The 26,098-nt window shown below is 66.8% G+C and carries 25 protein-coding genes; 13 read left to right on the forward strand and 12 right to left on the reverse strand.

Going from position 1 to position 26,098, the window contains the following annotated elements:
- Position 1 precedes the first annotated feature (1 nt).
- A complete protein-coding gene (locus tag M2299_RS04145) occupies positions 2-3,103 on the forward strand; it encodes an efflux RND transporter permease subunit (RefSeq protein WP_025874048.1) in 3,102 nt (1,033 codons plus the stop codon).
- A 275-nt stretch (positions 3,104-3,378) separates the two neighbouring features.
- On the opposite strand, the gene M2299_RS04150 is transcribed toward M2299_RS04145, so the two are convergent.
- A complete protein-coding gene (locus M2299_RS04150) occupies positions 3,379-3,783 on the reverse strand; it encodes a GFA family protein (RefSeq protein ID WP_032977314.1) in 405 nt (134 codons plus the stop codon).
- A 164-nt stretch (positions 3,784-3,947) separates the two neighbouring features.
- Between M2299_RS04150 and M2299_RS04155 the strand changes: the two genes are divergently transcribed.
- Together M2299_RS04155 and M2299_RS04160 are read left to right on the forward strand one after the other, a co-directional pair.
- Positions 3,948-4,925, forward strand: coding sequence for a DUF4105 domain-containing protein (locus tag M2299_RS04155; RefSeq protein WP_280884005.1), 978 nt, complete (start codon positions 3,948-3,950; stop codon positions 4,923-4,925).
- Positions 4,922-6,964, forward strand: a complete 2,043-nt coding sequence (locus M2299_RS04160) for an alpha/beta hydrolase (RefSeq protein ID WP_280883931.1) — start codon at positions 4,922-4,924, stop codon at positions 6,962-6,964. Before M2299_RS04155 ends, M2299_RS04160 begins: the two co-directional genes overlap by 4 nt.
- A 55-nt stretch (positions 6,965-7,019) precedes the next feature.
- Here the strand turns inward: M2299_RS04160 and M2299_RS04165 are convergent, their stop codons facing one another.
- On the reverse strand, positions 7,020-8,381 hold the full coding sequence (locus tag M2299_RS04165) for an MFS transporter (RefSeq protein WP_180831483.1): 1,362 nt from the start codon (positions 8,379-8,381) through the stop codon (positions 7,020-7,022).
- An 88-nt stretch (positions 8,382-8,469) separates the two neighbouring features.
- On the opposite strand from M2299_RS04165, the gene soxR reads away from it, so the two are divergent.
- Complete coding sequence (soxR, locus tag M2299_RS04170) at positions 8,470-8,904, forward strand: redox-sensitive transcriptional activator SoxR (RefSeq protein ID WP_032951587.1); 435 nt, start codon at positions 8,470-8,472, stop codon at positions 8,902-8,904.
- Positions 8,905-8,941: 37 nt separating this feature from the next.
- On the opposite strand, the gene M2299_RS04175 is transcribed toward soxR, so the two are convergent.
- Positions 8,942-9,544, reverse strand: a complete 603-nt coding sequence (locus M2299_RS04175) for a short chain dehydrogenase (protein ID WP_280883932.1) — start codon at positions 9,542-9,544, stop codon at positions 8,942-8,944.
- A gap of 98 nt (positions 9,545-9,642) precedes the next feature.
- Between M2299_RS04175 and M2299_RS04180 the strand changes: the two genes are divergently transcribed.
- Positions 9,643-10,518, forward strand: coding sequence for a LysR family transcriptional regulator (locus M2299_RS04180; protein ID WP_345782455.1), 876 nt, complete (start codon positions 9,643-9,645; stop codon positions 10,516-10,518).
- 54 nt (positions 10,519-10,572) lie between these two features.
- Here the strand turns inward: M2299_RS04180 and proC are convergent, their stop codons facing one another.
- The gene (proC, locus tag M2299_RS04185; protein ID WP_280883934.1) at positions 10,573-11,394 is read right to left on the reverse strand and encodes a pyrroline-5-carboxylate reductase; all 822 of its coding nucleotides are present in this window, start codon (positions 11,392-11,394) and stop codon (positions 10,573-10,575) included.
- A 16-nt stretch (positions 11,395-11,410) separates the two neighbouring features.
- Positions 11,411-12,088 (reverse strand): YggS family pyridoxal phosphate-dependent enzyme, encoded by a 678-nt coding sequence (locus M2299_RS04190; RefSeq protein WP_280883935.1) that lies wholly within the window; start codon positions 12,086-12,088, stop codon positions 11,411-11,413.
- Between the two features lie 87 nt (positions 12,089-12,175).
- Here M2299_RS04190 and M2299_RS04195 point away from each other — a divergent pair, with 87 nt between their 5' ends.
- From M2299_RS04195 to M2299_RS04205, 3 genes are all read left to right on the forward strand, one after another.
- Complete coding sequence (locus M2299_RS04195) at positions 12,176-13,213, forward strand: type IV pilus twitching motility protein PilT (protein WP_004147099.1); 1,038 nt, start codon at positions 12,176-12,178, stop codon at positions 13,211-13,213.
- 79 nt (positions 13,214-13,292) lie between these two features.
- Positions 13,293-14,456, forward strand: a complete 1,164-nt coding sequence (locus M2299_RS04200) for a PilT/PilU family type 4a pilus ATPase (protein ID WP_049467229.1) — start codon at positions 13,293-13,295, stop codon at positions 14,454-14,456.
- A 141-nt stretch (positions 14,457-14,597) separates the two neighbouring features.
- Positions 14,598-15,581 carry an aldo/keto reductase gene (locus tag M2299_RS04205; protein ID WP_280883936.1) on the forward strand — a complete coding sequence of 328 codons (984 nt, stop codon included), beginning with the start codon at positions 14,598-14,600 and terminating at the stop codon, positions 15,579-15,581.
- 129 nt (positions 15,582-15,710) lie between these two features.
- Here the strand turns inward: M2299_RS04205 and M2299_RS04210 are convergent, their stop codons facing one another.
- A complete protein-coding gene (locus M2299_RS04210) occupies positions 15,711-16,610 on the reverse strand; it encodes a LysR family transcriptional regulator (RefSeq protein ID WP_025874037.1) in 900 nt (299 codons plus the stop codon).
- Positions 16,611-16,887: 277 nt separating this feature from the next.
- Here M2299_RS04210 and M2299_RS04215 point away from each other — a divergent pair, with 277 nt between their 5' ends.
- Together M2299_RS04215 and M2299_RS04220 are read left to right on the forward strand one after the other, a co-directional pair.
- Positions 16,888-17,100 (forward strand): DUF4287 domain-containing protein, encoded by a 213-nt coding sequence (locus tag M2299_RS04215; RefSeq protein ID WP_025874036.1) that lies wholly within the window; start codon positions 16,888-16,890, stop codon positions 17,098-17,100.
- A gap of 404 nt (positions 17,101-17,504) precedes the next feature.
- The gene (locus M2299_RS04220) at positions 17,505-18,212 is read left to right on the forward strand and encodes a YitT family protein (RefSeq protein WP_099783084.1); all 708 of its coding nucleotides are present in this window, start codon (positions 17,505-17,507) and stop codon (positions 18,210-18,212) included.
- Positions 18,213-18,286: 74 nt separating this feature from the next.
- Here the strand turns inward: M2299_RS04220 and M2299_RS04225 are convergent, their stop codons facing one another.
- Positions 18,287-18,832 carry a DNA-3-methyladenine glycosylase I gene (locus M2299_RS04225; RefSeq protein ID WP_025874034.1) on the reverse strand — a complete coding sequence of 182 codons (546 nt, stop codon included), beginning with the start codon at positions 18,830-18,832 and terminating at the stop codon, positions 18,287-18,289.
- Entirely contained in the window at positions 18,829-20,640 is a 1,812-nt protein-coding gene (locus M2299_RS04230) for a DUF4153 domain-containing protein (protein WP_280883937.1), read from the reverse strand. Before M2299_RS04230 ends, M2299_RS04225 begins: the two co-directional genes overlap by 4 nt.
- A gap of 81 nt (positions 20,641-20,721) precedes the next feature.
- On the opposite strand from M2299_RS04230, the gene M2299_RS04235 reads away from it, so the two are divergent.
- Genes M2299_RS04235 through M2299_RS04245 form a run of 3 tightly spaced genes read left to right on the forward strand, consistent with a single transcriptional unit; the run spans position 20,722 to position 22,715 of the window.
- A complete protein-coding gene (locus tag M2299_RS04235) occupies positions 20,722-21,288 on the forward strand; it encodes a YqgE/AlgH family protein (protein ID WP_059063289.1) in 567 nt (188 codons plus the stop codon).
- On the forward strand, positions 21,281-21,748 hold the full coding sequence (gene ruvX, locus M2299_RS04240; RefSeq protein ID WP_280883938.1) for a Holliday junction resolvase RuvX: 468 nt from the start codon (positions 21,281-21,283) through the stop codon (positions 21,746-21,748). The genes M2299_RS04235 and ruvX overlap by 8 nt, the downstream gene beginning before the upstream one ends.
- 16 nt (positions 21,749-21,764) lie before the next feature.
- Positions 21,765-22,715: an aspartate carbamoyltransferase catalytic subunit gene (locus M2299_RS04245; protein ID WP_099783090.1), complete on the forward strand. Its 951-nt coding sequence runs from the start codon at positions 21,765-21,767 to the stop codon at positions 22,713-22,715.
- An 81-nt stretch (positions 22,716-22,796) separates the two neighbouring features.
- Here M2299_RS04245 and M2299_RS04250 read toward each other — a convergent pair whose 3' ends face one another.
- The 4 genes from M2299_RS04250 to mgtE form a co-directional block, all read right to left on the reverse strand.
- Positions 22,797-23,288, reverse strand: coding sequence for a transposase (locus tag M2299_RS04250; RefSeq protein WP_223486285.1), 492 nt, complete (start codon positions 23,286-23,288; stop codon positions 22,797-22,799).
- Between the two features lie 132 nt (positions 23,289-23,420).
- Entirely contained in the window at positions 23,421-24,218 is a 798-nt protein-coding gene (locus M2299_RS04255) for a prolyl oligopeptidase family serine peptidase (protein WP_280883939.1), read from the reverse strand.
- A gap of 70 nt (positions 24,219-24,288) precedes the next feature.
- Positions 24,289-24,555, reverse strand: coding sequence for a hypothetical protein (locus M2299_RS04260; protein ID WP_025874027.1), 267 nt, complete (start codon positions 24,553-24,555; stop codon positions 24,289-24,291).
- An 11-nt stretch (positions 24,556-24,566) separates the two neighbouring features.
- Entirely contained in the window at positions 24,567-25,928 is a 1,362-nt protein-coding gene (mgtE, locus tag M2299_RS04265; protein WP_025874026.1) for a magnesium transporter, read from the reverse strand.
- Positions 25,929-26,098 lie beyond the last annotated feature (170 nt).

The raw sequence follows: 26,098 nt of genomic DNA on the forward strand, positions 1-26,098 counted from the left end.
CATGCTGCCGCGCTTCTTCATCCACCGCCCTGTATTCGCCTGGGTACTGGCGATCTGCATCATGGCGTTCGGCACGATTGCGGTGACCCAGCTGCCGGTCGAGCAGTATCCGGACATCGCACCGCCGCAGGTCAACATCACCGCCAACTACACCGGCGCGTCTGCACAGACGGTGGAAGACAGCGTCACCCAGGTGATCGAACAGCAGATCAAGGGCATCGACCACCTGCTGTATTTTTCCTCCACCAGTTCGTCTTCGGGACAGGCGCGGATCACGGTCACCTTCGACCAGAGCGCCAACCCCGATATCGCCCAGGTACAGGTGCAGAACAGCGTCAACCAGGCCATCAACCGCCTGCCGCAGGAAGTGCAGCAGCAGGGCGTGACCGTGGCCAAGTCGCAGGGCGACTCGCTGATGGTGGTTTCGCTGTACGACACCAGCCGGCGCATGGAGCGGGTGGACGTTTCCGATTTCCTGGTCAGCAACGTGCAGGACCCGATCAGCCGCATTGCCGGCGTCGGCGAGATCAATGTGTTCGGTTCGGCCTATGCGATGCGGGTGTGGCTGGATCCGCACAAGCTGCGTGCCTACGACCTGATGCCGTCGGATGTGCGCAGCGCGATCCAGGCACAGAACACCCAGGTCACTGCCGGCGAGCTGGGGGCGTTGCCGTCCAGTGCGACGCAGAGCCTCAATGCCACCGTCACCGCGCAGTCGCGCCTGCAGACTCCGGAACAGTTCCGCGCGATCATCCTGCGCACGCTGCCCAGCGGCGCGGCGGTGCACCTGGGCGACGTGGCGCGGGTCGAGATCGGCGCGGAGAATTACCAGACCAGCAGCTTCCTCAACGGCTATCCGGCTGCGGGTTTCTCGGTGACCCTGGCCTCCGGCGCCAACGCGCTGGCCACTGCCGATGCAGTACGCGCGGAGCTTGAACGGCTGCGGCCTACGTTCCCGCCCGGGCTGCAGGTGGCCTATCCACGCGACAGCACGCCGTTCGTACGGGTCTCCATCGAAGGGGTCATCCACACCCTGATCGAGGCGATCGTACTGGTCGTGGTGGTGATGTTCCTGTTCCTGCAGAACCTGCGCGCCACCCTGATTCCTGCGATCACGGTGCCGGTGGTGCTGCTGGGTACCTTCGGCGTCCTTGCGGTGGCCGGTTTCACCATCAACACCCTGACGCTGTTTGCGATGGTGCTGGCCATCGGCCTGCTGGTCGATGACGCGATCGTGGTGGTGGAGAACGTGGAACGCATCATCCACGAAGAGCATCTGCCGCCACGCGAGGCAACCGAGAAGTCGATGGGCGAGATCACCGGTGCGCTGATCGGCATCACCGTGGTGCTCGGTGCGGTGTTCCTGCCGATGGCGCTGTTCGGCGGTTCCACCGGCATCATCTACCGGCAGTTCTCGATCACGATTGCATCGGCCATGGCGTTGTCGGCGCTGGTCGCGCTGACCCTGACACCAGCACTGTGCGCGACCCTGCTCAAGCCCTCGTCGGCGCAGAAGCCACCGGGGCGCTTCTTCGCCGCGTTCAACCGTGGCGTCGAACGCAGCCAGTCGGCCTACCAGGGCAAGCTCGGTGGCGTGGTGTCACGTCCGCGGCGCTGGATGGCGTTCTACCTGCTGCTGGTGATCGCCATGATTGCCTTGTACGCACGCATGCCCACCGGCTTCCTGCCGGTGGAGGACCAGGGCCAGGTGACCTTCCAGTTCTCCACGCCGGAAGGCACGCCGATGGCGCGCACCGAGGCGCTGGGCGAGCAGATCAGCCGTTACTTCATGGAGCACGAGAAGCAGAACCTGGACGTGGTGTTCGTGGTGGTCGGTCGCAACAACGCCGGTACCGGCCAGAATGCGGGGCAGGGCTTCCTGGCACTCAAGCCCTGGGACGAGCGCAAGGGCGACAACACCGCAGCGGCGATCATCGCGCGCGCCAATGCCTATTTCCGCAAACTGCCCGATGCCAAGGTCAACGTGCTGGCGCCGCCGGCAGTGCGCGGCCTCGGGCAGTCCAGCGGTTTCGAACTGTGGCTGCAGGACACCAGCGCGGCCGGACGCGTGGCGTTGCAGGCCGCGCAGGAGCAGGTGGTACGCGCGGCCGGCGAAGACGACGGACTGACCTCCGTGCGATTGAACGGGCTGGGCGACAAGGCCGAGCTGCGGCTGGACATCGACCACGCCCAGGCCAGCGCGCTGGGCCTGGCACAGGCCGACATCAATTCCACGCTGTCTGCGGCCTGGGGTGGCAGCTACATCAATGATTTCCTGGATCGCGGCCGGGTCAAGCGTGTCTACATGCAGGGCGACCAGCCTTACCGCAGCGTGCCCGACGACATCGGCCAGTGGTACGTGCGCGGTGGCAACGGTCAGATGGCCTCGTTCGCCAGCTTTGCCAGCAGCCACTGGGCGCGTGGGCCGCAGCTTCAGCAGCGCTTCAACGGCCTGCCGGCGATGCAGATCCAGGGCAGCGCGGCCGAGGGGCGCAGCTCGGGTGAAGCGATGCAGCGCATGCAGGCGCTGGTGGCCGATCAACCCGGGTTCGATCTGCAATGGAGCGGGCTGTCCTATCAGGAACAACTGGCCAGCAACCAGACGCTGTACCTGTACGCCGCTTCGATTGCCTTCATCTTCCTGTGCCTGGCCGCGCTCTACGAGAGCTGGACGGTGCCGGTAGCGGTGGTGCTGGTGATTCCGCTGGGCGTGATCGGTACGGTGCTGGCGACCACGGCTGCGGGCTTCGTCAATGACATCTACTTCCAGGTGGGATTGCTGACCACGATTGGATTGTCGGCAAAGAACGCGATCCTGATCGTGGAGTTCGCCGAAGCACGCTACCGCGCCGGCAGTTCAGCGGTGGAAGCGGCACTGCAGGGCGCGCGCCTGCGCCTGCGGCCGATCGTGATGACCTCGCTGGCCTTCGTGGCAGGCGTCATCCCGCTGGCGTTGGCCACCGGCGCCGGCGCGGTCAGCCGGCGTGAAATCGGCATGAGCGTGATCGGCGGCATGCTCTCCGGAACGGTGCTGGCGGTGGTGCTGGTGCCGCTGTTCTTCGTGCTGGTACGGCGGGTGGGCAGGGCGCGGCCGGTGCACTGAGGGCAGGGGCGTCGGCTGTCACCTTCCTGCCGCAACGCCATCACCCGGTCTTGGCCCGGGCATCGGTAGGGTTGATCGTCCCCGTCCCCACGGAGACCTGCCATGTGGTTGCTTGACCGACTCTGGCCCTCACGCCCTGCGCTGCCCGCCGCGACGCTGCCGCCTGCAGCGGACCTGCCCGCGCGTCGAACGCCGTTGAAGCGTCCGTTGCGCGTCGGCCGGGCCAGCATGGCCCCGTGGCAGAAGGTCGCGCCGCCGCCCCGGCGCAGCCGCCACTAACCGGTGCGGTCGGCGGGGTGGTTCACCCCGTCATTGACCGGAATCGTTCCCAGCGCGAACGGATCGATGCCTTCCAGGCAGGCCACGTTGTAGCCGTACTGGTCCGGGTTGGAGCGGCGGCGGTGGTGCGTGTAGATGCCACAGACGTCGCAGAAGTAGTGCTCGGCCACGTGGGTGTTGAACTGGTACAGGCGCAGATGGGCCTGGCCACGCACGATATGCAGCCCGTCTTCGGCCACGCTGGCGGCGATGGCGCCGCGGCGCCGGCACATCGAACAGTCGCAGCGGCGCGGGTCGACGATGCCCTCGGGCAGGTCCAGCAGCAGCTCGACGGTGCCGCAATGACAGCTGGCCCGGTGCTGCGCCTGCACGGCGACGCCGGCCACGGTGGTAATGCCCATCCTCGCTCCCTGTATACCCTTGGTGGACGCCAGTATGCGCCCGCCGGCGCCAGCCTGAACCGTCGTAGATGTCGCCGTGAGGCGGCTTGTGGCTAACTATGCCGCCCCGGGACCCCGACAGGATGCCAGTGAAAGCCGCAGGACGATGGATGACAGGATGTGTGATGGTGCTGCTGGCGCTGTGGGTGGCCGGTCTGCTGACCTACCAGATGCCCGGGCCAGGCTGGCTGGGCGTGACCGCGGCGATGCTGTGGCTGCTGGCCGCCGCCTGGGCGGCCTGGCAGGTGGCGCGCGGCCGTGGCACGCGCCGGCTGTGGGCGGCCTTTGCCGGCGCTCTGGCGCTGGCGGGGCTGTGGTGGCTGCTGCTGGCCCCGCGCCAGGACCGCGACTGGGCCGATGACGTGGCGCAGCGCCTGCACGTGGAATCCTTCGATGGCCGCCACGTGGTGCTGGACAACGTGCGCGATTTCACCTGGCGCACCGAGACCGACTACGACGCGCGCTGGGTGCGCCGCAGCTACGACCTGGACCAGCTGCGTTCGGCCGACCTGGTGCTGTCGTACTGGATGGGCCCGGCGATCGCCCACACCCTGGTCTCGTTCGGATTCGAGGACGGGCGCCATCTGGTGTTCTCGCTGGAAATCCGCAAGGAGCGTGGTGAATCGTTCTCCGCACTGGGCGGCTTCTTCCGCAAGTTCGAGATGACGCTGGTCGCGTCCGAAGAAACCGACATCATCCGCACCCGCACCAACGCGCGCGGCGAGGATGTCTACCTGTACCGCCTGCACGGCATGGACCGCAACCAGCTCAAGACCCTGTTTGCTGCCTACATCGACCAGGCACGCCAGCTTGATGCCACGCCCGGCTTCTACAACACGCTGGCCAGCAACTGCACCACGATCGTCTTCGACCTGGCGCGGCATATCGCCCCGCGCCTGCCGCTGGACTACCGGTTGCTGGCCTCGGGCTACCTGGCCGAGTACGCGCAGGAGGTGGGCGCGCTCACGCCTGGCGTGCCGTACGCCGAACTGCATGCCAAGGGCCGCATCACCGAGCGCGCGCTGAAGATGGCACCCGACGATGATTTCTCCACCGTGATCCGCCAGGGCATCCCTGGCACCGAGCAGGACCCGCAGCAATGACCCCGATGTTCCTGTTCCGCTGGCAGCGCGCGCTGCCGGCGTTGTTGGCTGCTTTCCTGCTGCTGGGCGGCAGCGGCTGCGCGATGGTCACCGTCAAGCAGGTGGCGTCCAGCGATTACCTGGTCAACAAGCGCGCCGATGTGCTCAACACCGGCAAGCTCAGCCCCGCCTCGCGCGAGACACTGAGTGCGGCCGGGCTGGACGAATCACAGTGCGAGAAGGACTTCCTGGTCTGCCGCAGCACGCTGTTGATGACCGATGACCTCAACGTCGAGCAGCGGTTGTCGACGCTGTCCGAGCTGTGGGTGAAGGCCGCTCTGGCATTGACGCCGAAGAAGCAGGCGGCCAACGAACCGCCGATGAGCGATGCAGCGTTGGATGCGTGGCTGGAGGCGGCGCGCTATGGCTATGCCTATCTGTTCTACAGCGGGCGCTCGCCCTCCGATCGCGCGTTCGAGGATCGGCAGACGCAGGTACGCGATTACTACAACTATGCTGCCGAGAAGGCCGCCGTGGTGTTGTTCGCGCGTGCCCGTGCCGCGGCATTGGCCGGCGAGGACTACACCAAGCCGGTGTCGGCGGGCAGCTGGACGCTGGCTTCCGATTTCCAGCGCCTTTCATTGAAGAGCATCCCCAAGCAGCTGGTGCCGGCGGGTACCGTCAGCTTCGTCGGCATGCGCAGCACCTATCGCCGCGATGGTTTCGGCGCCGAGCTGGTGATGGTGATGGACCCGCCGAAGCTGGTGGTGCCTGCCGTCGCCGCGGAAGGGGCCAAGGCCGAAACGGCACAGGCGCAGGCCACCAAGGACGAGCAGGAGGAGGGCGTCCGCCGCGGACGCCGCCACCAGCACGATGATTCGGTGCCCGAGTACAGCGAGATGTCCTCGATCAACGTCACGGCATTGCTGCGTTTTGAAGGCAACACGCTGGAAGACGTGATGCGCACCCGCCAGGTGCTGCTGGATGGCTATTCGCCCGAGGCCACCGAGCGCATCACCCTGCATGGCGAAGAGGTGCCGCTGGCGGGCAACTTCACCGCCGCCTACGGTCTGTGGCTGGCGCAGAGCGGGTTCGCCACGCAGTCGCTGCGTACCTTGTTCGGCATGAGCGAGGGCATCGGCGAGCCGCACATCTACCTGATGCAGCCGTGGGACCCGAACCGCCGCATCATCTTCATGCTGCATGGCCTGGGCAGCAGCCCGGAAGCGTGGGTGAACCTGGCCAACGAGATCATGGGTGACCCCGAACTGCGCCAGCAGTTCCAGGTCTGGCAGGTGTACTACCCGACCAATGCGCCGATCGCGCTGAACCGCTACGAGATCGCCAACGCATTCAACGACACGTTGCAGCACTTCGACCCCAACAGCAGCACGCGCGCCTCGAAGGACATGGTCTACATCGGCCACAGCATGGGTGGCGTGCTGGCGCGCTTGCTGGTCAGCGATTCCGGCGATGTGCTGTGGAATGATCTGCTCGCCAACTACAACCTGAAGGGCGAACGCCTGAAGCGGGTGCAGTCCAAGCTGGGTCCGTTGCTGCACTTCAAGGCCGAACCGAACGTGGAGCGTGCGATCTTCATCGCCGCCCCGCACCAGGGCACGGACATCGCCGGCAACAAGGTCGGCCGCCTGATCGGCCGCCTGGTGCGCCTGCCGCTGACCATCCTCGGCAAGTTCGAGGATGTGTTCCTGGCACTGGCACAGGCCGAGCAGCAGGCGGATGGCACGGCCAAGCCGAAGATTCCCAACAGCATCGACAACCTCAAGGCCAGCGACCCGTTCGTGAAAGCCGCTGCGCAGCTGCCGATCACGCCGGGCCTGAAATACCACTCGATCATCGCCCAGCGCAAACCGGAACTGCCTGTGGAAAAGTCCGACGATGGGCTGGTGCCGTACTGGAGTTCGCACCTGCCGGGCGCGCTGTCGGAGAAGGTGATCATCTCCGGCCACAGCGTGCAGGAGACGCCGCAGGCGGTGCTGGAAGTGCGCCGCATCCTGCACCAGGACATCGATGAAGTGGGTGCGGTGGCGCGGCCATAACGGGACACCGCGGTAGTGCCGGCCGTTGGCCGGCAACGTCCGCTATCCGGGGCGTCTACACCCGCCGTGCGATCACCGTGGCGAACACCGCCAGGCCCAGGGTGATGGCCAGGCACAGTACGTAACCGGTATGCGGGGCGCTTTCCACGAACAGTGCGAACAGCGCGCCGGATACCGCCAGTGCGGTGGTCACCGACAATGCTTCGCTCAACTGCAGGGCCGAGGTGTTCGCGCCCTGCTCGTGCGGCGGTGACAACGACAACGTCAGTACCGACAGGCTGGCGTAGATCATGCCCATGCCGAAGCCGGTCAGCGTCCAGCCGACCAGTGCGACCGGCAGTGGCACCGCAGTGAACAGCACCGCCAGCGTCGCGGCGATGCCCACGGTCATCAGCGGCGTGCCCACGCGCAGCAGTTGCTGCCGCGACCAGCCGCGCTGCTGGTGACCCTGCAGCCACGAGCCGGTGAACCAGCCCAGCGCGCCCAGGCTCAGCACGGCACCGGCCCAACTGGGTGACAGCCCACGCTCGCGCTGCAGCAGCAGGGGCAGGTAGGCCTCGCAGGCGAAGAACGCGGCAGCGGCCACACCACGCAATGCGATCACGCTGGGCAGGCCGCGGCGCAGGCGCAGGGTGCCGGCGGGCAACAGGCGATGCACGCAGAACAGCAGCGCCAGCATCGCCACGCCGATGCACAGCAGTGCCGGTACGCCCTGTTGTTGCCCGCCCAGATACAGCAGCAGGGCAGCCAGGGAGGCGCCGCTGGCCCAGCGCACGATGTTGCCGCGGCCATCATCGGCAACATCCGTGGCTGCAGCCTGCATGCGCGCCAGTGCCGGTCGCAGCAGCAGGCCGGCCGGTATCGCCAGCAGCGGCACCGCCAGGAACACCCAGCGCCAGCCAAGATGCTGCACGATCACACCGCTCAGCGCCGGGCCGATCATCGACGGCACCACCCAACCGGCAGAGAACGCGGCGAAGACCTTCGGCCGCAGATGCTCGGGATAGGTCCGGCCGACCATCACATACAGCGACACCGAAATGGCGCCTGCGCCCAGGCCCTGCAGCAGGCGTCCGGCCACCAGCATGCCCATGCGCAGGGCGAAGCCCGCCAGCAGCAGGCCCAGCACGAAGCAGGCCAGGCCCCACCATAGCGGGCGTGCGGGGCCGTGGCGGTCGGCCCAGCGGCCGGCCAGGGTCATGCCGATCACGCTGGTGGCCAAGGTGCCGCCGAAGGCCAACGCATACAGGCGCAGGCCGTCCAGGGCCTCGGCCACGGTCGGCATTGCTGCGGCCACCGCCAGTGCCTCGAAGGCATGCAGGGAGACCAGGGCGACCATGCCCAGGGTGGTGGCGCGGTAGCGCGCGGACAGGATGGAGGAATCGACCGGATCGGCCGTGGCAGCGGGGGAGGGCATCGGGTTCCTGCGGGGGCGGACGGGCCGCGCTTGTCATCTGGCGGCGATGGTAGCAGCATGCCACCTCAACCAAAGTTGAGGTCAATCGATGCTGGCACAGGACATGAGCGTCGGCGATGTCGCCCGTCGCAGCGGCGTGGCCGTCTCTGCGCTGCATTTCTACGAGCGCAAGGGGTTGATCAGCAGCCTGCGCACGTCGGGTAACCAGCGCCGCTACGCCCGCGACGTACTGCGCCGGTTGGCGGTGATCCGTGTGGCCCAACGCGTGGGCATGCCGCTGGAAGCAGTGGCACGTGCGTTCGAGAGCCTGCCGCAGGGGAGGGCGCCGACCAAGGCCGACTGGGCCAAGCTGTCGGCACGCTGGCAGGTGGAGCTGGAGGAACGCATCCACATGCTGCAGCTGCTGCGCGACGAGCTGACCGGCTGCATCGGCTGCGGTTGCCTGTCACTGAAGCGTTGCCGCCTGGCCAACCCGGATGACGTGCTCGGCGAGCGCGGCGACGGCCCGATGCGCTGGGGCTGACCGTGCTGGTGGGTGCCGACCTTGGTCGGCACGCTCGTTACCAGACGGTGATGGTTTCGCCGCTCTGGATGCCTTCCACCGCGCGCTGGAAGGCCAGCGCCGCGCGCTGTGCGGTCACCGCTTCGAAGCCGGGGAAGTAGGGGCCGTACGCTTCCATCGATTCCACCAGCACGTTCGCGCTGACCACGTTGATGCGCAGCCCGCGCGGCAGCAGTTCCAGCGCCGCCGCCCGCACGAAACCTTCGAGCGCATGGTTGACGGCGGTGGCGTTGGCGCCATCGCGGATCGGCTGCGCGCTGACGATGCCGCTGGTCAGGGTGATCGAGCCGCCAGCGTTGAGATGGTGCTGCGCGGCCAGTGCAAGACGCACCTGGCCGAGCAGCTTGTCCTGCAGGCCGACGTTGAACTGTTCGGGTGTCATCTGCTGCAACGGGCCGAAATGCAGCTTGCCGGTGGTGGAGATCACCGCATCGACCGGGCCGGTCTGCGCGAACAGCTCGCGCACGCTGGCGTCGTCGGTGAGGTCCACGCGCAGGCTGCCGCTGTGGCGGCCGGCAGCGAGGATGTCGTGCTGCTGGCCCAGGTGGCGGGCCACCGCCTGGCCGAGGGTGCCGCTGGCACCGACGAGAAGAATCTTCATGACAGCTCCTTGCGAGAGGGGATGGACGCAGTCTGCGCCGTCACCGGTTGGTTTGGTAAGTGGCGTATGATTCGCATATTCCTAACCATGGGTTTGCAATGGATACATTGCGCTGCATGCAGGCCTTCGTCGCCGTGGCCGAGCACGGTAGTTTTTCCGCCGCCGCCAGCCACCTGCAGGTGTCGGCGGTGATGGTCGGCAAGTACATCCAGCAGCTGGAAGCGCACCTGGGCGCCGCGCTGCTGCAGCGGAACACCCGTCGCCAACGCCTGACCGAAGCCGGCACTGCCTACCTGGCCGGTTGCCGGCAGGTGCTGGAACAGGTGCAGCAGGCCGAGGCGGACGTGGCCGGGCTGCAGGTGCAGCCACGTGGGCTGTTGCGGGTCAGTGCGCCGACCACCTGGGGCAGCTGCGTGCTGTCTCCCGTGTTGAGCGATCTGCTGCGGGCACAGCCGCTGCTGAACATCGAGCTGGACCTGAGCAATCGCCGCATCGACCTGATCGAGGATGGCTTCGATGCAGCCATCCGCGTCGGTCCGCTGCCGTCGCAGGAACTGGTGGCGCGGCCGCTGCCGCCGTATGCGATGAGTCTGTGTGCATCACCGTCGTACCTGCGCCGCCGTGGTACGCCGCGCACGCCCGCCGATCTTGAAGGACATGATTGCCTGAGCCACCTGGCCTGGCGCGGCGGTCACGGTTGGCAGCTGGCCAATGGCGAACAGGTCGATTGGGAAGCGCGGTTGACCAGCAATGACGGTTACGCGCTCCGCGAAGCAGCCGTGGCGGGCGCAGGCCTGGTGCTGCAGCCGACCGCGCTGCTTGCCGGTGAAATCGCAGCGGGACGATTGAAGCCACTGCTGCGCGACTATCTGCCCGAGCCACGGCCGATGCACCTGATCTACCTGCCCGACCGTCGCCCCCGACCGCGGCTGCAGTGTTTCGTTGATTTCGTCATGGCCAGGCTGGGCACGTAGATCCACGCATGCGTGGATGGCGGTGGGTGCCGACCGTTGGTCGGCACACTTGTTTCAATCATTGGCGGCAGACAGTTCCTGCCCACGCACCTGCGCGGCACGCAGTGCCTTTTCCACCAACGCTTCAAACCCACCTGCCTGGAAGCTTTCGATCGCCGCCTGGGTGGTGCCGTTGGGTGAGGTCACCCGGCGCCGCAGTTCGGCTGGGCTTTCACCGGCTTCGTCCAGCATGCGCGAGGCGCCCAGCAGTGTCTGCACCACCAGCGTGCGCGCCGCTTCTGCAGGCAGGCCTTGTGCGATGCCGGCCGCTTCCATTGCTTCGGCCAGCAGGAACACATAGGCCGGGCCACTGCCGGATACGGCGGTGACCGAATCCATCTGCGCTTCGTCGTCGATCCACACCGTGCGTCCCGCGCTGGCCAGCACGCGTTCGGCCTGCGCATGCTGCTGCGCATCCACCGCTGGCGTGGCATACAGGCCGGTGACCCCGGCGCCGAGCAGGGCCGGGGTGTTGGGCATCGCGCGCACCACCGGCAGCGTGCCACCCAACCAGCGCTGCAGCTGCGGGCTGGTGATGCCGGCGGCGATCGAGATCACCAACGGCTCCTGTGCCTGCGCCAACACCTGCAGTGACTGGCAGACCTCGCGCAGCACCTGCGGTTTCACCGCCAGCAGCCACGTGTTGCCCTGCGCCGCCGCAGCGGCCGCGTTGTCGTGGGTCTGCACGCCAAAATCGGCAGCCAGTTTTTCGCGCAGTTCGGCCACCGGTTCGGCCACGTGGATGTGCCCGGCCGGCACGCCCTGCCGGATCAGGCCGGCAATCAGGCTGCGGGCCATGTTGCCGCCGCCGATGAAGGTGATGGAATCAGCTGCCATGGGAATCTCCTTGGAATCAGGCCGGGCGCGGACGTGCGCCGAACAGGGCGGTACCGATGCGCACCAGGGTGGCACCTTCGGCGATCGCTTCAGCGTAGTCGCTGCTCATGCCCATCGACAGGGTGTCCACCTGGGGATGACCGGCAGCCAGCGCCTCGAAAAGTGTGCGCATGCGCACGAACGCGTCGCGCCGGCGCTCGACGTCGGGCCACGGCGCAGGAATCGCCATCAGGCCGCGCAGGCGCAGGTTCGGCTCGGCGGCGATGGTTGCCGCCAGCGCGTCCACGTCGTCCGGCGCGCAGCCGTGCTTGCTCGACTCGTCATCGATGTTGACCTGGATGAGTACGTTCAGCGGGCCGCGTTCAGCGGGGCGGTAGCGGGCCAGCGCGGCGACCAGCTTGGGCCGGTCCACGCTCTGCACCCAGTCGAAGTGCGTGGCCACCGGTTCGGCCTTGTTCGACTGCAGGTGGCCGATCAGGTGCCATTCCAGGCCCAGCGGCTGCAGTTCCTGCATCTTGGCCAGCGCTTCCTGCACGTAGTTTTCGCCGAACGCGGTCTGGCCCTGCGCGGCAAGCGCAGCCACGGCCTCGGCCGGCTGGGTCTTGGACACCGCCAGCAGGCGCGGCGGTGGCCGCCCGGCGGCAGCGGCGGCGTTGTGCAGGTTGCTCAGGATCTGGGGCAGGGGAGTGGCCACGTAACGCGTTCCGTTCAATCAGGAGGCTATACTGCCGCCCGGGGAAAGATCCTTCCAGTCGAAGCCGTTATTGGGGAGTAGCCGCTCATGGATATCGCCGAGCTGTTGGCGTTTTCCGTAAAGAACAAAGCGTCCGACCTGCATCTGTCCGCAGGCCTGCCGCCGATGATCCGCGTGGACGGTGATGTTCGCCGGATCAACATTCCAGCCCTGGACCACAAGCAGGTCCACGCGCTGGTGTACGACATCATGTCCGACAAGCAGCGCCGCGATTACGAGGAATTCCTCGAAGTCGATTTCTCCTTCGAGATCCCGTCGCTGGCGCGCTTCCGTGTCAATGCGTTCAACCAGAACCGTGGCGCCGGTGCGGTGTTCCGTACCATTCCGTCCGAAGTGCTGACCCTGGAAGACCTGGCCTGCCCGCCGCTGTTCCGCGAGGTGATCCAGCAGCCGCAGGGCCTGATCCTGGTGACCGGCCCGACCGGTTCGGGCAAGTCGACCACGCTGGCGGCGATGATCGACTACATCAACAAGAACGAATACGGCCATATCCTCACCGTCGAGGATCCGATCGAATTCGTGCACACCTCGCAGAAGTGCCTGATCAACCAGCGCGAAGTGCACCGCGATACGCACGGCTTCAACGAAGCGCTGCGTTCGGCACTGCGTGAGGACCCGGACATCATCCTGGTCGGCGAACTGCGTGACCTGGAAACCATCCGCCTGGCGCTGACCGCCGCGGAAACCGGCCACCTGGTGTTCGGCACCCTGCACACCAGTTCGGCGGCCAAGACCATCGACCGCATCATCGACGTGTTCCCGGCCGGCGAGAAGCCGATGGTGCGCTCGATGCTGTCCGAATCGCTGCGCGCGGTCATTTCGCAGGCGCTGCTGAAGAAGGTCGGTGGCGGTCGTACCGCTGCGTGGGAAATCATGGTGGGCACCCCGGCCATCCGCAACCTGATCCGCGAGGACAAGGTGGCGCAGATGTATTCGGCCATCCAGACCGGCCAGCAGTACGGCATGATGACCCTGGACCAGCACCTGCAGGACCTGGTCAAACGCAGCCTGATCACCCGCAACCAGGCCCGCGAATACGCCAAGGACAAGCGTCTGTTCGAGTAAGGCGAGGCAATGGCGGGGCAGGGCGCGCGAATACGTCGCCGGCCCCGCGCTGTTTCCTCCACCGACCGATTCCTGGTACATGCCCCATTGGGAGCCCGCCGTGAACACCACCGCGACCACCATCGATTTCACCTCGTTCCTCAAACTGATGGCGCACCAGCGCGCCTCGGACCTGTTCATCACTGCCGGCATGCCGCCGGCGATCAAGGTCAACGGCAAGATTTCGCCGATCACCCAGACGCCACTGACGCCGCAGCAGAGCCGCGACCTGGTGCTGAACGTGATGACGCCGGCGCAGCGCGAGGAATTCGAAAAGACCCACGAATGCAACTTCGCCATCGGCCTGTCCGGCGTCGGCCGCTTCCGCGTGAGCTGCTTCTACCAGCGCAACCAGGTCGGCATGGTGCTGCGTCGCATCGAGACGCGCATTCCCACCGTGGAAGAGCTGAGCCTGCCGCCGATCATCAAGACGCTGGCGATGACCAAGCGCGGCATCATCCTGTTCGTCGGCGCTACCGGTACCGGTAAATCAACCTCGCTGGCAGCGATGATCGGTTACCGCAACCAGAATTCGACCGGGCACATCATCACCATCGAAGATCCGATCGAATTCGTGCACAAGCACGAGGGCTGCATCATCACCCAGCGCGAAGTCGGCATCGATACCGACAGCTGGGAAGCCGCGCTGAAGAACACCCTGCGCCAGGCGCCGGATGTGATCATGATCGGCGAGGTGCGTACCCGCGAGGGCATGGACCACGCCATCGCCTTCGCTGAAACCGGTCACCTGGTGCTGTGCACGCTGCACGCCAACAACGCCAACCAGGCGATGGACCGCATCGTCAACTTCTTCCCGGAAGATCGCCGCAACCAGCTGTTGATGGATCTGTCGCTGAACCTCAAGGGCGTGGTCGCGCAGCAGTTGATTCCTTCGCCGGATGGCCGTTCGCGCAAGGTGGCGATGGAGATCCTGCTGGGCACGCCGCTGGTGCAGGACTACATCCGCGACGGCGAGATCCACAAGCTGAAGGAGCTGATGAAGGAATCGGTCCAGCTGGGCATGAAGACCTTCGACCAGAGCCTGTTCGAGCTGTACCAGGCCGGTGAGATCAGCTACGAGGACGCACTGCGCTACGCCGATTCGCAGAACGAAGTGCGCCTGCGCATCAAGCTCAGCCAGGGCGGCGATGCCCGCACCCTGTCGCAGGGGCTGGATGGCGTGGAGATTTCAGAGGTCCGGTAACGAAGGTGCCGCTGCCGGCGGCAGTGCGATGGATGGCAGGACGGCATTCATGAGATCCAGTCATGACCGACTGCCATCCAGGCCGTTCAATCCGCTGCCCCTGCAGGCGTATCGTCATCGCTCCCCTACTGGAGCACGACGATGCAGACACGTGAACTCGGCCGCAGCGGCCTGAAAGTCTCCGCCCTGGGCCTGGGCTGCATGGGCCTGAGCCACGGCTACGGTCCTGCCGTCGAGCAGAGCCAGGGCATCGCCCTGCTGCACGCCGCGGTCGAGCGCGGCGTGACCTTCTTCGACACCGCCGAAGTCTACGGACCGTATACCAACGAAGACCTGATCGGCAGGGCGCTGGCACCGCACCGCGACAAGCTGGTGATCGCCACCAAGTTCGGCTTCAAGGACGCACAGGTCGACACCGGCCTGGACAGTCGTCCGGAGAACATCCGGGCCGTGGCCGAAGCCAGCCTCAAGCGCCTGCGCACCGACTACATCGACCTGTTCTACCAGCACCGCGTGGATCCGAACGTGCCGATCGAGGATGTGGCCGGCACCGTGCGTGACCTGATCGCCGAGGGCAAGGTGCGCCACTTCGGTTTGTCCGAAGCCAGTGCCGCCACGGTGCGTCGCGCGCATGCCGTGCAACCGGTGGCCGCAGTGCAGAGCGAGTACTCGCTGTGGTGGCGCGAACCGGAACGCGAACTGCTACCGGCGCTGCAGGAACTCGGCATCGGCTTCGTGCCGTTCAGCCCGCTCGGTCGCGGCTTCCTGACTGGCGCGATCAACGCCGACACCACCTTCGCCGACAACGATTTCCGCAACACCGTGCCACGCTTCGAAGTGGAAGCGCGTCGCGCCAATCAAGCGCTGGTTGACCGCATCACCACGATCGCGGCGGCGCGGGGCGCCACCCCGGCACAGGTCGCGCTGGCCTGGCTGCTGGCGCAGGCACCGTGGATCGTGCCGATTCCGGGGACGACCAGGATCCATCGCCTGGAAGAGAACCTCGCCGCCGCCGACCTGCAGCTGTCTCCCGCCGAGCTGGAGCGCATCGCGCAGACGCTGCAGGAGATCGCCATCGTCGGCGAGCGCTACAACGCGCAGCGCGCAGCGCAGGCCAAGGGCTGATCGCAGTGTGTGCGGACTCTCGTCCTGTGCTGGGTGTGGTCTTTCGATCTTTGGTGGGCGCGGTCTTTCGATCTGTGGTGGGTGCGGACTCTGGTCCTGTGCTGGGTGCGGACCGTTGGTCCGCACGCCTCACCCCACCATCGGCCCGCGCAGCGCATCAAGCACCGTACGCATCGCCACGGTGACATGCCGGCGTGACGGGTAATACGCGTAGTAGCCATCGAAGTGCGGGCACCAGTCATCCAGTGTTGATTGCAGGCGGCCTTCCAGCAGGGCCGCCTGCACCTGGTCTTCGGGCAGCCAGGCCAGTCCGCTGCCGGCCAGCGCCGCAGCCCGCGTCATGCCCATGGTGTTGAAGGTCCATTGGCCGGAGACGCGGATGCTCAGTTCGTGGCCGTCCTGACCGAAATCCCACGGCATCAGGCCGCCATGGGTGGGCAGGCGCAGGGTGATGCAGTTGTGCGCGGCCAGATCATGCGGATGCACCGGCGCCACGTGCTGGCGGAAGTACGACGGTGCCCCCACCACGCGCATGCGCAGCGGCGGACTGATCGGCAGCGCCACCATGTCGCGTGCCAGGCGCTCACCGAGACGGATGCCGATGTCGTAGCGCTCGGCGACGATGTCGGCCAGGCCGTAATCGGTGGTCAGCTCGACCTTCAGGTCCGGGTACTGCTGCAGCAGCGGTGCCAGCCTGGGCCAGGCCAGGTATTCGGCGGCGTGGCCGGTGGCGTTGATGCGGATGGTGCCTGCTGGGCGCTCGCGGTACTCGGCCAGCGCGGCCAGTTCGTCTTCGATCTCTGCCAGGCGCGGGGCCAGGGTTTCCAGCAGGCGGGCACCGGCCTCGGTGGTGGCGACGCTGCGGGTGGTGCGGGTCAGCAGGCGCACGCCCAGTCGCTCTTCCAGCCCGCGCATGGCGTGACTGAGGGCGGACTGGGAGACGCCAAGCTGGGCAGCGGCCTTGGTGAAGCTGCCTTCGCGGGCGACATGGACGAAGGCTTGCAGGTCGTTGAGGTTTTCACGCGGCATGAGGGGATGATACGGCCGGGCTGCGCCCGGCGCCCGCGGTAGTGCCGGCCGCGGGCCGGCAACCGCAACAGCAACAGCCGGAGCAACAGCAACAGCGGGCTTCCTGTGGAGCGGCATGGCCTGCTCTTGGTGGGTGTCGACCTTGGTCGACACGTAGATCCGCGCCATGCGTGGATGCGTGCCCGGTGCTGCCGGGGTTGTTCGGTTAATGCGCCACGTCGATTTGTGGTTCCGTGGTTCGTCGAATGGGTACTTTCCAAACAACAGGGAGCAGCACATGAGCACCGACAGCAAACCCAAGGGCCCGGCGTCCTATTTTCCTTCCATCGAAAAGACCTACGGGCAGCCGGTGACGCATTGGCTGGGCCTGCTGGCCAAACGGCCGGGGCTGAAGCACATGGAACTGGTCAGCTTCCTGAAATCCGAGCACGGGCTGGGCCATGGCCACGCAAACGCCCTGGTCGCCCACCACCTGGCCACCCAGCGCTGAGACAACCGCTCCACCGAGCGCAGCGACCCGCTTCTGCTCTTCTTTTCTCTCTACGTGGCTGGACGCGCACGGAAATTGTCCAAGGCCGGGGGAGATGGGGGCGCGGGGGTGTCCGCGGCATGGGCCCGAGGCATGCCTCGGGCGGGTTGGGCAGGACGCCCAACCCCGGTCTTGCCGTGTGCGCAGGACAGCGCACACGAGCAAGACGCGGCCAAGCCTCCAGGGACGGATTAACGGCGTCCCCCGCGACCCCATCTCCCCCGGCCAAGCGCGGCTTTTGCTGTTGGTACACCAGCCACGAGGGGCTGCGCCGTTCGCCGCAACTCCCAACTGAACGATTTCATCTGCAACTGTCATGCAGATCGTGTCTAATACCGCTCCCCACCCGTAGTGCCCCCACCTGTATGTCCCTCCAATCCCATGGCCCGGCGCCGTGCGACGACGCTGACGGCCACCTGGTCACCGCTGGCCCGCTGACCCCGCCGCCCGATGTTGCCGGCACCCCCGCCGATGAGAAGGCGCTGCGCCACTCGGTCGCCGAGGACGTGCAGGGCATGGTGCTGGCCATGCTCGTGGCTTCACTGGGCCTGGCCATCTTCGCCAAGGGCGGGCTGATGATCGGCGGCATGGCCGGCATGGCCTTCCTGCTGCACTATTCGATGGGCTGGAACTTCGGTCTGGTGTTCGTGCTGGTCAACCTGCCGTTCTACTGGGTGGCCGTGCGCCGCATGGGCTGGGAATTCACCCTGAAGACGTTCGCAGCGGTCACTGCCTGCGGCCTGCTCACCGACATGCTGCCGCGCTGGGCGGACTTTTCGCATATCGCGCCGCTGTACTCGGCGCTGGTCGGTGGCGCGCTGTCCGGCCTGGGCATCCTGTTCTTCATCCGCCATCGCGCCAGCCTCGGCGGCATCGGCATCCTGGCGGTGTACCTGCAGCGCACCCGCGGCTGGAGCGCCGGCAAGGTGCAGATGTCCTTCGATGCGTGCCTGATGGTGGCCGCGTTCTTCGTGCTGTCGCCGTCCAAAGTGATGTACTCGGCCATCGGTGCGGTGGTACTCAGCCTGGTGCTGATGTTCAACCACCGCCCGGGCCGCTACATGGGCGTCTGATTCCGCATTCGGCGGATCGCCTGCCCAGGCGCCACGCGCCCCGGTAGCGCCGGGCCATGCCCGGCGGATGCGCATCAGCCGCGCGCTGCCTGTACCCACGGCGGTGCCAGCTTCAGCAGCGTTGCATGCACCGGGCAGTCCTCGGCATGCGCGCCCGGCAGGTAGCCCAGGCTCATCAGGAACTCGCCGGTGATCTCGCCACCGGTGAAGCGGAACGTCTTCTTGAACAGCTTCACCCAGTCGGCCTTGCTGCGCGGATGGTGTGCGTCCAGCCAGGCGGCGAAGCTGCCGTGGCTCTGGCGCAGCTGCTGGATCACCTGCGCGTTGTGGATCGCCGCCAGCACCTTCAAGCGGTTGCGGATGATGCCCGGGTCCGACAGCAGGCGCTCGATGTCCTGCTCGGCGTAGGCCGCCACGCGATCAACGTCGAACGCGTCATAGGCCGCGCGGAATCCCTCGCGCTTCTTCAGGATGGTCTCCCAGCTCAGGCCGGCCTGGTTGATCTCCAGCAGCAGGCGCTCGAACAGTTCACGCTCATCGCGCTGCGGGAAGCCATATTCATTGGCGTGGTAGTACTCGTGCACCGGATGGCCCGGGGCGATGCGGCAGTATCCGCTCATGGTGTGGCCGCCTCCGCGCGGTCGTCGCTGCGATCAATCTCCAGCTGGCCCGCCGCGCCGTCAAGCAGCAGCGTCGGCCAGCGCGGCGGCTGCATGGTCAGGCGGCCGTCGCGCAGGGCCTGCGGGGCCCCGTCCGAGGTGCGCTGGTCAACGTCCTGGAAGGAAACCTCACCCTCCTTTCTCCAGCCAGCCGGTTCACGCACGTGCAGCTGGCAGCGCGGACCGCTGTACAGACTGGTCATGCACAGCAGCACGTCGTCTTGGCCATCGCCGTCCAGATCACGGCGCAGGGTGACGCAGCGGTTGTCGCCGGTCTTGTCGTCGTCCAGGCAATCGCCCGCATCCAAGCGACGGTCCAGTACCGCCTGCCACCAGTCATCGGCTGGCGAGGCGGTGCCCTTGGCCTGCACGATCCGGGACTTCAGGCTGGCCAGGTCGCGCACGCCATCGTCGATGTCGTTATCCCAGCGTGACTCACGCTTCTGCCGGGCCAGGGCCTGCACGATGATGCTGGAGGCGCGGGTGTCGGCCGCCAATGACGGTGCTTTCTGCAGCGTGCGCAGCGCCTGCACACCTCGACGGCCCAGCTCGAAACGCAGCTGATTTGCGGCGTCCGCGGTCATCAACGCCGGATCGGCGCGCAGGCGCTTCATCTGGCTGGCCAGGGTGATGCGCACCGGGTCGATCACCGGCGAGATGGCCAGCAGTGCGGTTGCCAGCACGGCCCAGCACATCCAGCGGTTGACCGGCTCAAGCCGATGCAGCCAACGCCCGTGCCGGCGCAGTGCGGCGAAGGCGTAGCCGATGGCATAGCCGGCAATCAGCACTGCCACCGCCACGCCCCAGAAGCGCGAGAGGGTCCAGCCGTACTGGCTGACCCGCAGGGACATCGCATACAGCGCCAGGCCGGCGTAGATCGGCAGTGCCAGCAGGCTGGCCTCGACCAGCCGGCGCAGCCATGCCGGGTAGGGCGGGGTGCCGTCGTCGTGCTGGTAGACCGCGTTGGCCAGGCTGATCAGCAGCACCGCCAGCACCAGCAGCAGGCTGGCGGCCGAACGCGTGGCCCACAGCGGCGCCAGCCCGGTGAACGGCAGCGACAGCACGAACAGCACCGCGATGAACGACAGCAATGGCAGCAGGCCGCGGCAGATCGCGAAGAGCACCTGGCGGGTGATCTGCATCGCGCGATGCTGGGTGCGCCCGATCAGCACGCCGAAGCCTGCCAGCATGCCGGTGGCCAAGGCGATGAAGGCATCGCTGCCGAACAGGACGTGGAAAAAGTCGACCTTGACCATCCGGAACAGCGCCGCCCACAGCCACAGCAGCAGCCAGGTCAAGCCGGTGAACACCGCCGCCAGCACCAGGGTCAGCCCGTTCTGCCAGGCGCGTTCGAACAACGCGCCATAGTCGGCCCGCCAATGTCCGGCATGCAGGCGGAACTGCCACCACGGCAGGGCAATGAACGTGGCAACGGCCAGGCAGATCGAGAGCGGAACCTGCAGCACGGCCGCATACAGCGCGGTTTCTCCGCTCAGGTTCCAGGCGGTCCAGGCGGCCAGCGCGAGGACCAGCAACGAGGCCAACCCGGCGTGCAGCCACAGGCGCCAGGCCTTCAGATCGACCAGCGTCAATGCCACTGCGGTGGGCACGGTCAATACCCAGGCATACCAGCAGTAGCGCCAGCCGATGTCCCGGAACGGCCATTGATCCGCCAGTTCCTGGGCCGCGAAAAGCATCAGCCCCTGCAGCAGCGCGATCAACACGATCATGCTGCGGGTGGGCCATGACAGCGTTGCATCCTGCTGCATCGGGTCGTCCTCCTTGCAAGAGCGCCATCCTAGCCCATCCCTTCGCGCCCGCATCCGGTCGCAGCGGTTAGAATGGCGCCCATGCCAGTAACGCCGACTTCCCTCGCCAATCACCTGCTCGTGGCGCTGCCGTCGCTGATCGACGCCACCTTCGCCCGCACCGTCGCGCTGATCTGCCAGCACGACGAGAACGGGGCAATGGGGGTGCTGGTCAACCAGCCGTCCGAGTACACTCTGGGCGAAGTGCTTGCGCAGATGGATATCGCTACCGGCGATGGCGTCCTGCAGGCGCGTCCGGTGCTCAATGGCGGACCGGTGCATCCCGAGCGTGGCTTCGTCATCCATGACGACGCGCGCGCGTGGGATTCCAGCCTCGTCGTCGGTGAGGGCCTGTACCTGACCACCTCGCGTGACATCCTCGAGGCGATGGCGCGTGGCGAAGGTCCGGCCAATGCCGTGGTCACCCTGGGCTGCGCTGGCTGGAGTGCCGGCCAGCTGGAAAGCGAACTGTCCGAAAACAGCTGGCTGACCGTGCCGGCCGATGCCGAACTGGTGTTCCAGCTGCCGCTGGAACAGCGCTGGCAGGGCGCCGCGTCGCGCATTGGCGTCGATCTGTTCCGGCTGACCGATTACAGCGGCCATGTCTGAGCCGGCCCTCATCCGTCGCGATGGCACCGTACTCGGTTTCGATGTCGGCTCGCGCCGGATCGGCGTGGCGATCGGCAGTGCCTTCGCCGCGCATGCACGCGCGGTGGCCGTGGTCGATGTGCACGGCAATGGCCCCGACTGGGCGGCGATCGAACGCCTGCTCAAGGAATGGAAGCCCGATGGCCTGGTGGTCGGCGATCCGCTGACCCTGGACGGCCAGGACCAGCCCAACCGCAAGCGCGCGCAGGGCTTTGCCCACCAGCTGCGGGAACGTTTCAAGCTGCCGGTGGTGATGATCGACGAGCGTTCCAGCTCGGTCGAGGCCGCCCGCCGCTTCGCCGTCGAGCGCGCCGAAGGGCGCAAGCGTCGCCGCGACGCGGCTGCGCTCGATGCCGTGGCTGCGGCGGTGATCATCGACCGCTGGTTGTCGTCGCCGGACGACGCCATTCCCATTCCCTGACGATACGAACCCCGCCATGACCGCCCAGCAACTCGATGACTCCGGCCGCCTGCGCCACCTGTTGACGCTTGAAGGTCTTCCCCGCGACACCCTGGTGCAACTGCTCGACCGCGCTGGCCAGATCCGCGATGCCGCGGTCGGCCGTGTCGGCAACAAGCGCCACGTGCTGGGCGGATCGGCGGTGTGCACGTTGTTCTTCGAACCCTCCACCCGTACCCGCAGCTCGTTCCATCTGGCGGCGCAGCGGCTGGGTGCGGACGTGCTGAACTTCGACGCCTCCACCTCGTCCACGCGCAAGGGCGAAACCGCCTGCGACACGCTGAAGAACCTGGAAGCGATGGGCGTGCGTGGTTTCATCGTTCGCCACCCCGATGACGGCGCCGTGGCGGCGCTGGCTGCGGTGGCGGGCGAGGGCACCGCGCTGGTCAATGCCGGCGACGGCCGCAGCTCGCACCCGACCCAGGGCCTGCTGGACATGCTGACCCTGCGCCAGGCCAAGGGCCCGGACTTCTCGAAGATGAAGGTGGTGATCGTCGGTGACGTCAAGCACTCGCGCGTGGCCCGCACTGACCTGCATGCCCTGCGCACGCTGGGCGTGGGCGAGATCCGCGTATGCGGCCCGCAGTCGCTGCTGCCTGACGACGACACCCTCAAGGGCTGCGTGGTCGGTGATGATTTCGACGCGATGCTGGAAGGCGTCGACGCGCTGATGATGTTGCGCCTGCAGCGCGAGCGCATGGAAGAAGGCCTGGTGCCGTCGCTGGAGCAGTACCACGCACAGTACGGCCTGAACACCACACGCCTGGCCCGCGCCGGCAAGGACGCAGCCGTGCTGCACCCGGGGCCGATCAACCGCGGCGTGGAAGTGACCGACGAAGTGGCCGACGGCCCGCAGTCGTGGGTGCTGCGCCAGGTCGCCAACGGCGTCGCCGTACGCATGGCCGTGCTGGAAACCCTGCTGGGTTGATTGCCTCCGATTGCTGCGTTGGTGCGTGCCAACCTGGGTTGGCACGTGCACTGCTTTGGTAGATGCCAACCTTGGTTGGCACTATCCGTCCGTGCTGAATGCCTCCGGTCGATCACCCAAGGCCTCGAGCTCCCACTCGCACCATGCGTGCCGATACTGCCCCAACTGCGTCGTCAGACCCGCCCTGATCGGATTGCCCATCAGGTACATCGCATGCCGGTACAACGATTCGTCCGAGCGGATCGCATGATCGTGGTAGCAGGCCTGCCAGAAGCGCCCGCCCTTTCCCAACAACCGGTTTGCCTGCTGCGCCGTGCGCGATTTGAAGCGCTTCATGACGGTTTCCAGTGTTCCCGCACGTAGTTCGAGTAGCCAGTGGATGTGATCGGGCATGACCACGTAGGCGATCGAGCGGGTGAAGCCTTCCTGATCCAGCCTCTGGAATTCCTGGATTGCCAGGGCTGCGGCAGCGTCTTTGGCGAACAGGGGCGCGCGGCGATCCACGACGGTAGTCAGGATGTAGCTGAGGCCGATGCTGGAGCGACGGCCGAGCAGGAGGCGGACGTTTTGCATGGCGCAAGCTCGGGCGGACACGCTTGCGACGGACATCGGGGAATGGCTTGATCTTGGGTAGGCTGGTGCCAACCAAGGTTGGCATCTACCAGAATGGGGCCAACCAAGGTTGGCCTCTACCGGAGCAAGCGCTCAGCGCTTCTGGGCGAACAGCCACTCCCACATCGCCGCGTCGGCGTAGGTGGCATCCCAGGCATTGTGGTTGCCTTCCGCGTACTCGGTATAGCGCACGTCGCGCGCGCCGGCGGTCTGGAACGCGGCATGCAGCCGGCGATCATCATCCGGTGGCACCACATCATCCAGCGCGCCGTGGAAGATCCAGATCGGGGTGCGCTGCAACCGTTGCGCGATCACCGCATAGGGATCCGCTTCGTTCGCCACCTGCTCGACGAACAGGGTAGGGCGTACCGCGCGTGGTGCCAGCACCGCACCGCAGACCGGTACGATCGCGGCAAAGCGTTTCGGATCGTCCAGCGCGATGTTCCAGCTGCCATAGCCGCCCATCGACATTCCGGTCAGGTACTGCCTTGCCGGGTCAGCGCCGAACTCGGCGATCGTGGCGTCCAGTGCCGCAATCGCCACGCGATTGTTGCGGCCGCTCCATTCCTCGTCGCCGGGAACCTGCGGAAACACCGCCAGCGCGGGGAAGTCGGCCGCGTGCCGACGCAGGTACGGGCCCAGGCCTGCGTGGGTCTGCTTCACGCCATCGCCGCCGCGCTCGCCGGAGCCGTGCAGGAACAGCACCACCGGCAGCGGACCAGCCGCGCGCGCGGCAGCGGCTGGGATGAACACCTGGTAGTAGGCGGTGTCGCCGTCCACCTTCACCGCGCGTGCCTCGAAGTGGCCGCGGGCACCGGGCGGCGTACTGGCACACCCGGTCAACATCAGCAGGGCCAGCAGCGGCAGCCAGCGCAGAAGCGATCGAAGCATGGCGGTTCCCATGAGGGCGATGTCGCCTCGATGGTAGTGCGCTGCGGCCGGCCCGGCATCGTGCGCCGCATCACTGCGGGCGCGGGAAGCTGGCGATGATCTCCAACTGCTCCTGCGCTTCGGCATTGCCGCCTGCGGCCGCGGCCTGCACCTGCGCCATGTCCGGGTGCAGCACCACCAGCAACGGGTTCTCGCACACCGGGCACACATACTCGGTGGCGTCCTCGTCCAGTTCCATCACCATTGCCCGCGAACTGCCTTTCCACTCGCAGGCGGCACAGGTGTGAAGCTGGTCGCGCCAACCCGGCGCAAAGTAGTTTTCGATCGTCGTTGCCATGGCAGTTCCAGTCAGTGCAGCAGGACCATGGTGGCCAGGCCGAGGAAAGTAAAGAAGCCCATCGAGTCGGTCACCGCTGTCAGGAAGATGCCGCTGGCCAGCGCCGGATCGAAGCCGAAGCGCTTCAGGCCCAGGGGCACCAGCACGCCGGCAAGCGCCGCGAACAACAGGTTGCAGGTCAGCGCGATGGCGATCACGGCCGAGAGCCCGGGCGAGTGGAACCAGGCGAGCACGATCAGGCCCAGCACCGAGCCGAGCACCACGCCATTGAGCAGGGCCACCCGCACTTCCTTCCACAGCAGCGTGCGTGCGTTGGAGCTGCCGACCTGGCCCAGTGCCAGGCCGCGCACCATCAGCGCCAGCACCTGGGTGCCGGCGTTGCCGCCGAGGCCAGCGACGATCGGCATCAACACCGCCAGGGCGACCAGCTTGTCGATGGTGCCCTCGAAGTGGCCGACCACGCTGGAGGCCAGGAAGGCTGTGCACAGATTCACCGACAGCCACATCAAGCGGCGGCGCATCGCGCGCCAGACCGGGCTGAACAGGTCCTCGTCCTCGTCCAGGCCGGCGGCGCCCAGCGCCTGGTGCTCGGCCTGGCCACGGATGATGTCGACCACGTCATCGATGGTGATGCGGCCGATCAGGATGTTGTTGTCATCCACCACCGGCGCCGAGATCCAGTCATGGTCGGAGAACTGCCGCGCCACTTCCTGGTCGCTTTCGCCGACATCGATGGCAGGCTGCTCATCGTCGATCAGGCGGTTGATCGGGGTGGTGTCTTCGTGGGTCACCAGCGAGGCCAGCGACACCCGGCCCAGGTACTGGTGGCGGCGGCTGACCACGAACAGGTGATCGGTGTGGTCCGGCAGTTCGCCGCGCAGGCGCAGGTAGCGCAGCACCACATCGACGTTGACGTCGGCGCGTACCGTCACCACGTCCGGGTTCATCAGGCGGCCGGCGCTGTCCTCGGGGTAGGACAGCACCTGCTCCAGGCGCTCGCGGTTCTCGCGGTCCATCGACTTGAGGACTTCGTCGATGACCGTGTCCGGCAGGTCTTCAACCAGGTCGGCCAGATCGTCGATGTCGAGGTCTTCGACCGCGGCGATGATTTCGTCCGGGTCCATGTCCGCCAGCAGGCTTTCGCGCACGTCGTCGCCGACGTGGACCAGCACCTCGCCATCGTCTTCCGGATCGACCAAGCCCCAGACGATCTCGCGCTTGCCCGGCGGCAGCGATTCGAGCAGGTTGCCGATCTCGGCCGGCGCCAGGGTATTGACCAGACGGCGTACCGGGCCCAGCCGACCGCTGTCCAGTGCATCGGACAGCATCCGCAACTGGCGCGCAGTCTTGTCGTGGCGTACGGCCTCAGCCATCGCAGCTCCCGCGGGATATGAAAAGCCGCGATCCTGGCAAGGATGCGGCAACAGGGGTGTTCAGCGCGTCATTATCGCAAGGGGATGTTTCAGCGCATAGCCGCCGGGCATGGCGGCTATGCCGGGCGTTGGTAGTGCCGGCCGCTGGCCGGCAACTGCAACATGCCTAC

It is taken from the genome of Stenotrophomonas sp. 1278 (assembly GCF_029892765.1).
Classification (GTDB): Bacteria; Pseudomonadota; Gammaproteobacteria; order Xanthomonadales; family Xanthomonadaceae; genus Stenotrophomonas; species Stenotrophomonas indicatrix.

Excerpts from the sequence above, each read along its gene's own strand:
- M2299_RS04145 (WP_025874048.1), top strand. The coding sequence starts at position 2 with ATGCTGCCGCGCTTCTTCATCCACCGCCCTGTATTCGCCTGGGTACTG.
- M2299_RS04150 (WP_032977314.1), bottom strand. The coding sequence starts at position 3,783 with ATGGGCATTACCACCGTGGCCGGCGTCGCCGTGCAGGCGCAGCACCGG.
- M2299_RS04155 (WP_280884005.1), top strand. The coding sequence starts at position 3,948 with ATGGTGCTGCTGGCGCTGTGGGTGGCCGGTCTGCTGACCTACCAGATG.
- M2299_RS04160 (WP_280883931.1), top strand. The coding sequence starts at position 4,922 with ATGACCCCGATGTTCCTGTTCCGCTGGCAGCGCGCGCTGCCGGCGTTG.
- M2299_RS04165 (WP_180831483.1), bottom strand. The coding sequence starts at position 8,381 with ATGCCCTCCCCCGCTGCCACGGCCGATCCGGTCGATTCCTCCATCCTG.
- soxR (WP_032951587.1), top strand. The coding sequence starts at position 8,470 with ATGCTGGCACAGGACATGAGCGTCGGCGATGTCGCCCGTCGCAGCGGC.
- M2299_RS04175 (WP_280883932.1), bottom strand. The coding sequence starts at position 9,544 with ATGAAGATTCTTCTCGTCGGTGCCAGCGGCACCCTCGGCCAGGCGGTG.
- M2299_RS04180 (WP_345782455.1), top strand. The coding sequence starts at position 9,643 with ATGGATACATTGCGCTGCATGCAGGCCTTCGTCGCCGTGGCCGAGCAC.
- proC (WP_280883934.1), bottom strand. The coding sequence starts at position 11,394 with ATGGCAGCTGATTCCATCACCTTCATCGGCGGCGGCAACATGGCCCGC.
- M2299_RS04195 (WP_004147099.1), top strand. The coding sequence starts at position 12,176 with ATGGATATCGCCGAGCTGTTGGCGTTTTCCGTAAAGAACAAAGCGTCC.
- M2299_RS04200 (WP_049467229.1), top strand. The coding sequence starts at position 13,293 with ATGCCCCATTGGGAGCCCGCCGTGAACACCACCGCGACCACCATCGAT.
- M2299_RS04205 (WP_280883936.1), top strand. The coding sequence starts at position 14,598 with ATGCAGACACGTGAACTCGGCCGCAGCGGCCTGAAAGTCTCCGCCCTG.
- M2299_RS04210 (WP_025874037.1), bottom strand. The coding sequence starts at position 16,610 with ATGCCGCGTGAAAACCTCAACGACCTGCAAGCCTTCGTCCATGTCGCC.
- M2299_RS04215 (WP_025874036.1), top strand. The coding sequence starts at position 16,888 with ATGAGCACCGACAGCAAACCCAAGGGCCCGGCGTCCTATTTTCCTTCC.
- M2299_RS04220 (WP_099783084.1), top strand. The coding sequence starts at position 17,505 with ATGTCCCTCCAATCCCATGGCCCGGCGCCGTGCGACGACGCTGACGGC.
- M2299_RS04225 (WP_025874034.1), bottom strand. The coding sequence starts at position 18,832 with ATGAGCGGATACTGCCGCATCGCCCCGGGCCATCCGGTGCACGAGTAC.
- M2299_RS04230 (WP_280883937.1), bottom strand. The coding sequence starts at position 20,640 with ATGCAGCAGGATGCAACGCTGTCATGGCCCACCCGCAGCATGATCGTG.
- M2299_RS04235 (WP_059063289.1), top strand. The coding sequence starts at position 20,722 with ATGCCAGTAACGCCGACTTCCCTCGCCAATCACCTGCTCGTGGCGCTG.
- ruvX (WP_280883938.1), top strand. The coding sequence starts at position 21,281 with ATGTCTGAGCCGGCCCTCATCCGTCGCGATGGCACCGTACTCGGTTTC.
- M2299_RS04245 (WP_099783090.1), top strand. The coding sequence starts at position 21,765 with ATGACCGCCCAGCAACTCGATGACTCCGGCCGCCTGCGCCACCTGTTG.
- M2299_RS04250 (WP_223486285.1), bottom strand. The coding sequence starts at position 23,288 with ATGCAAAACGTCCGCCTCCTGCTCGGCCGTCGCTCCAGCATCGGCCTC.
- M2299_RS04255 (WP_280883939.1), bottom strand. The coding sequence starts at position 24,218 with ATGCTTCGATCGCTTCTGCGCTGGCTGCCGCTGCTGGCCCTGCTGATG.
- M2299_RS04260 (WP_025874027.1), bottom strand. The coding sequence starts at position 24,555 with ATGGCAACGACGATCGAAAACTACTTTGCGCCGGGTTGGCGCGACCAG.
- mgtE (WP_025874026.1), bottom strand. The coding sequence starts at position 25,928 with ATGGCTGAGGCCGTACGCCACGACAAGACTGCGCGCCAGTTGCGGATG.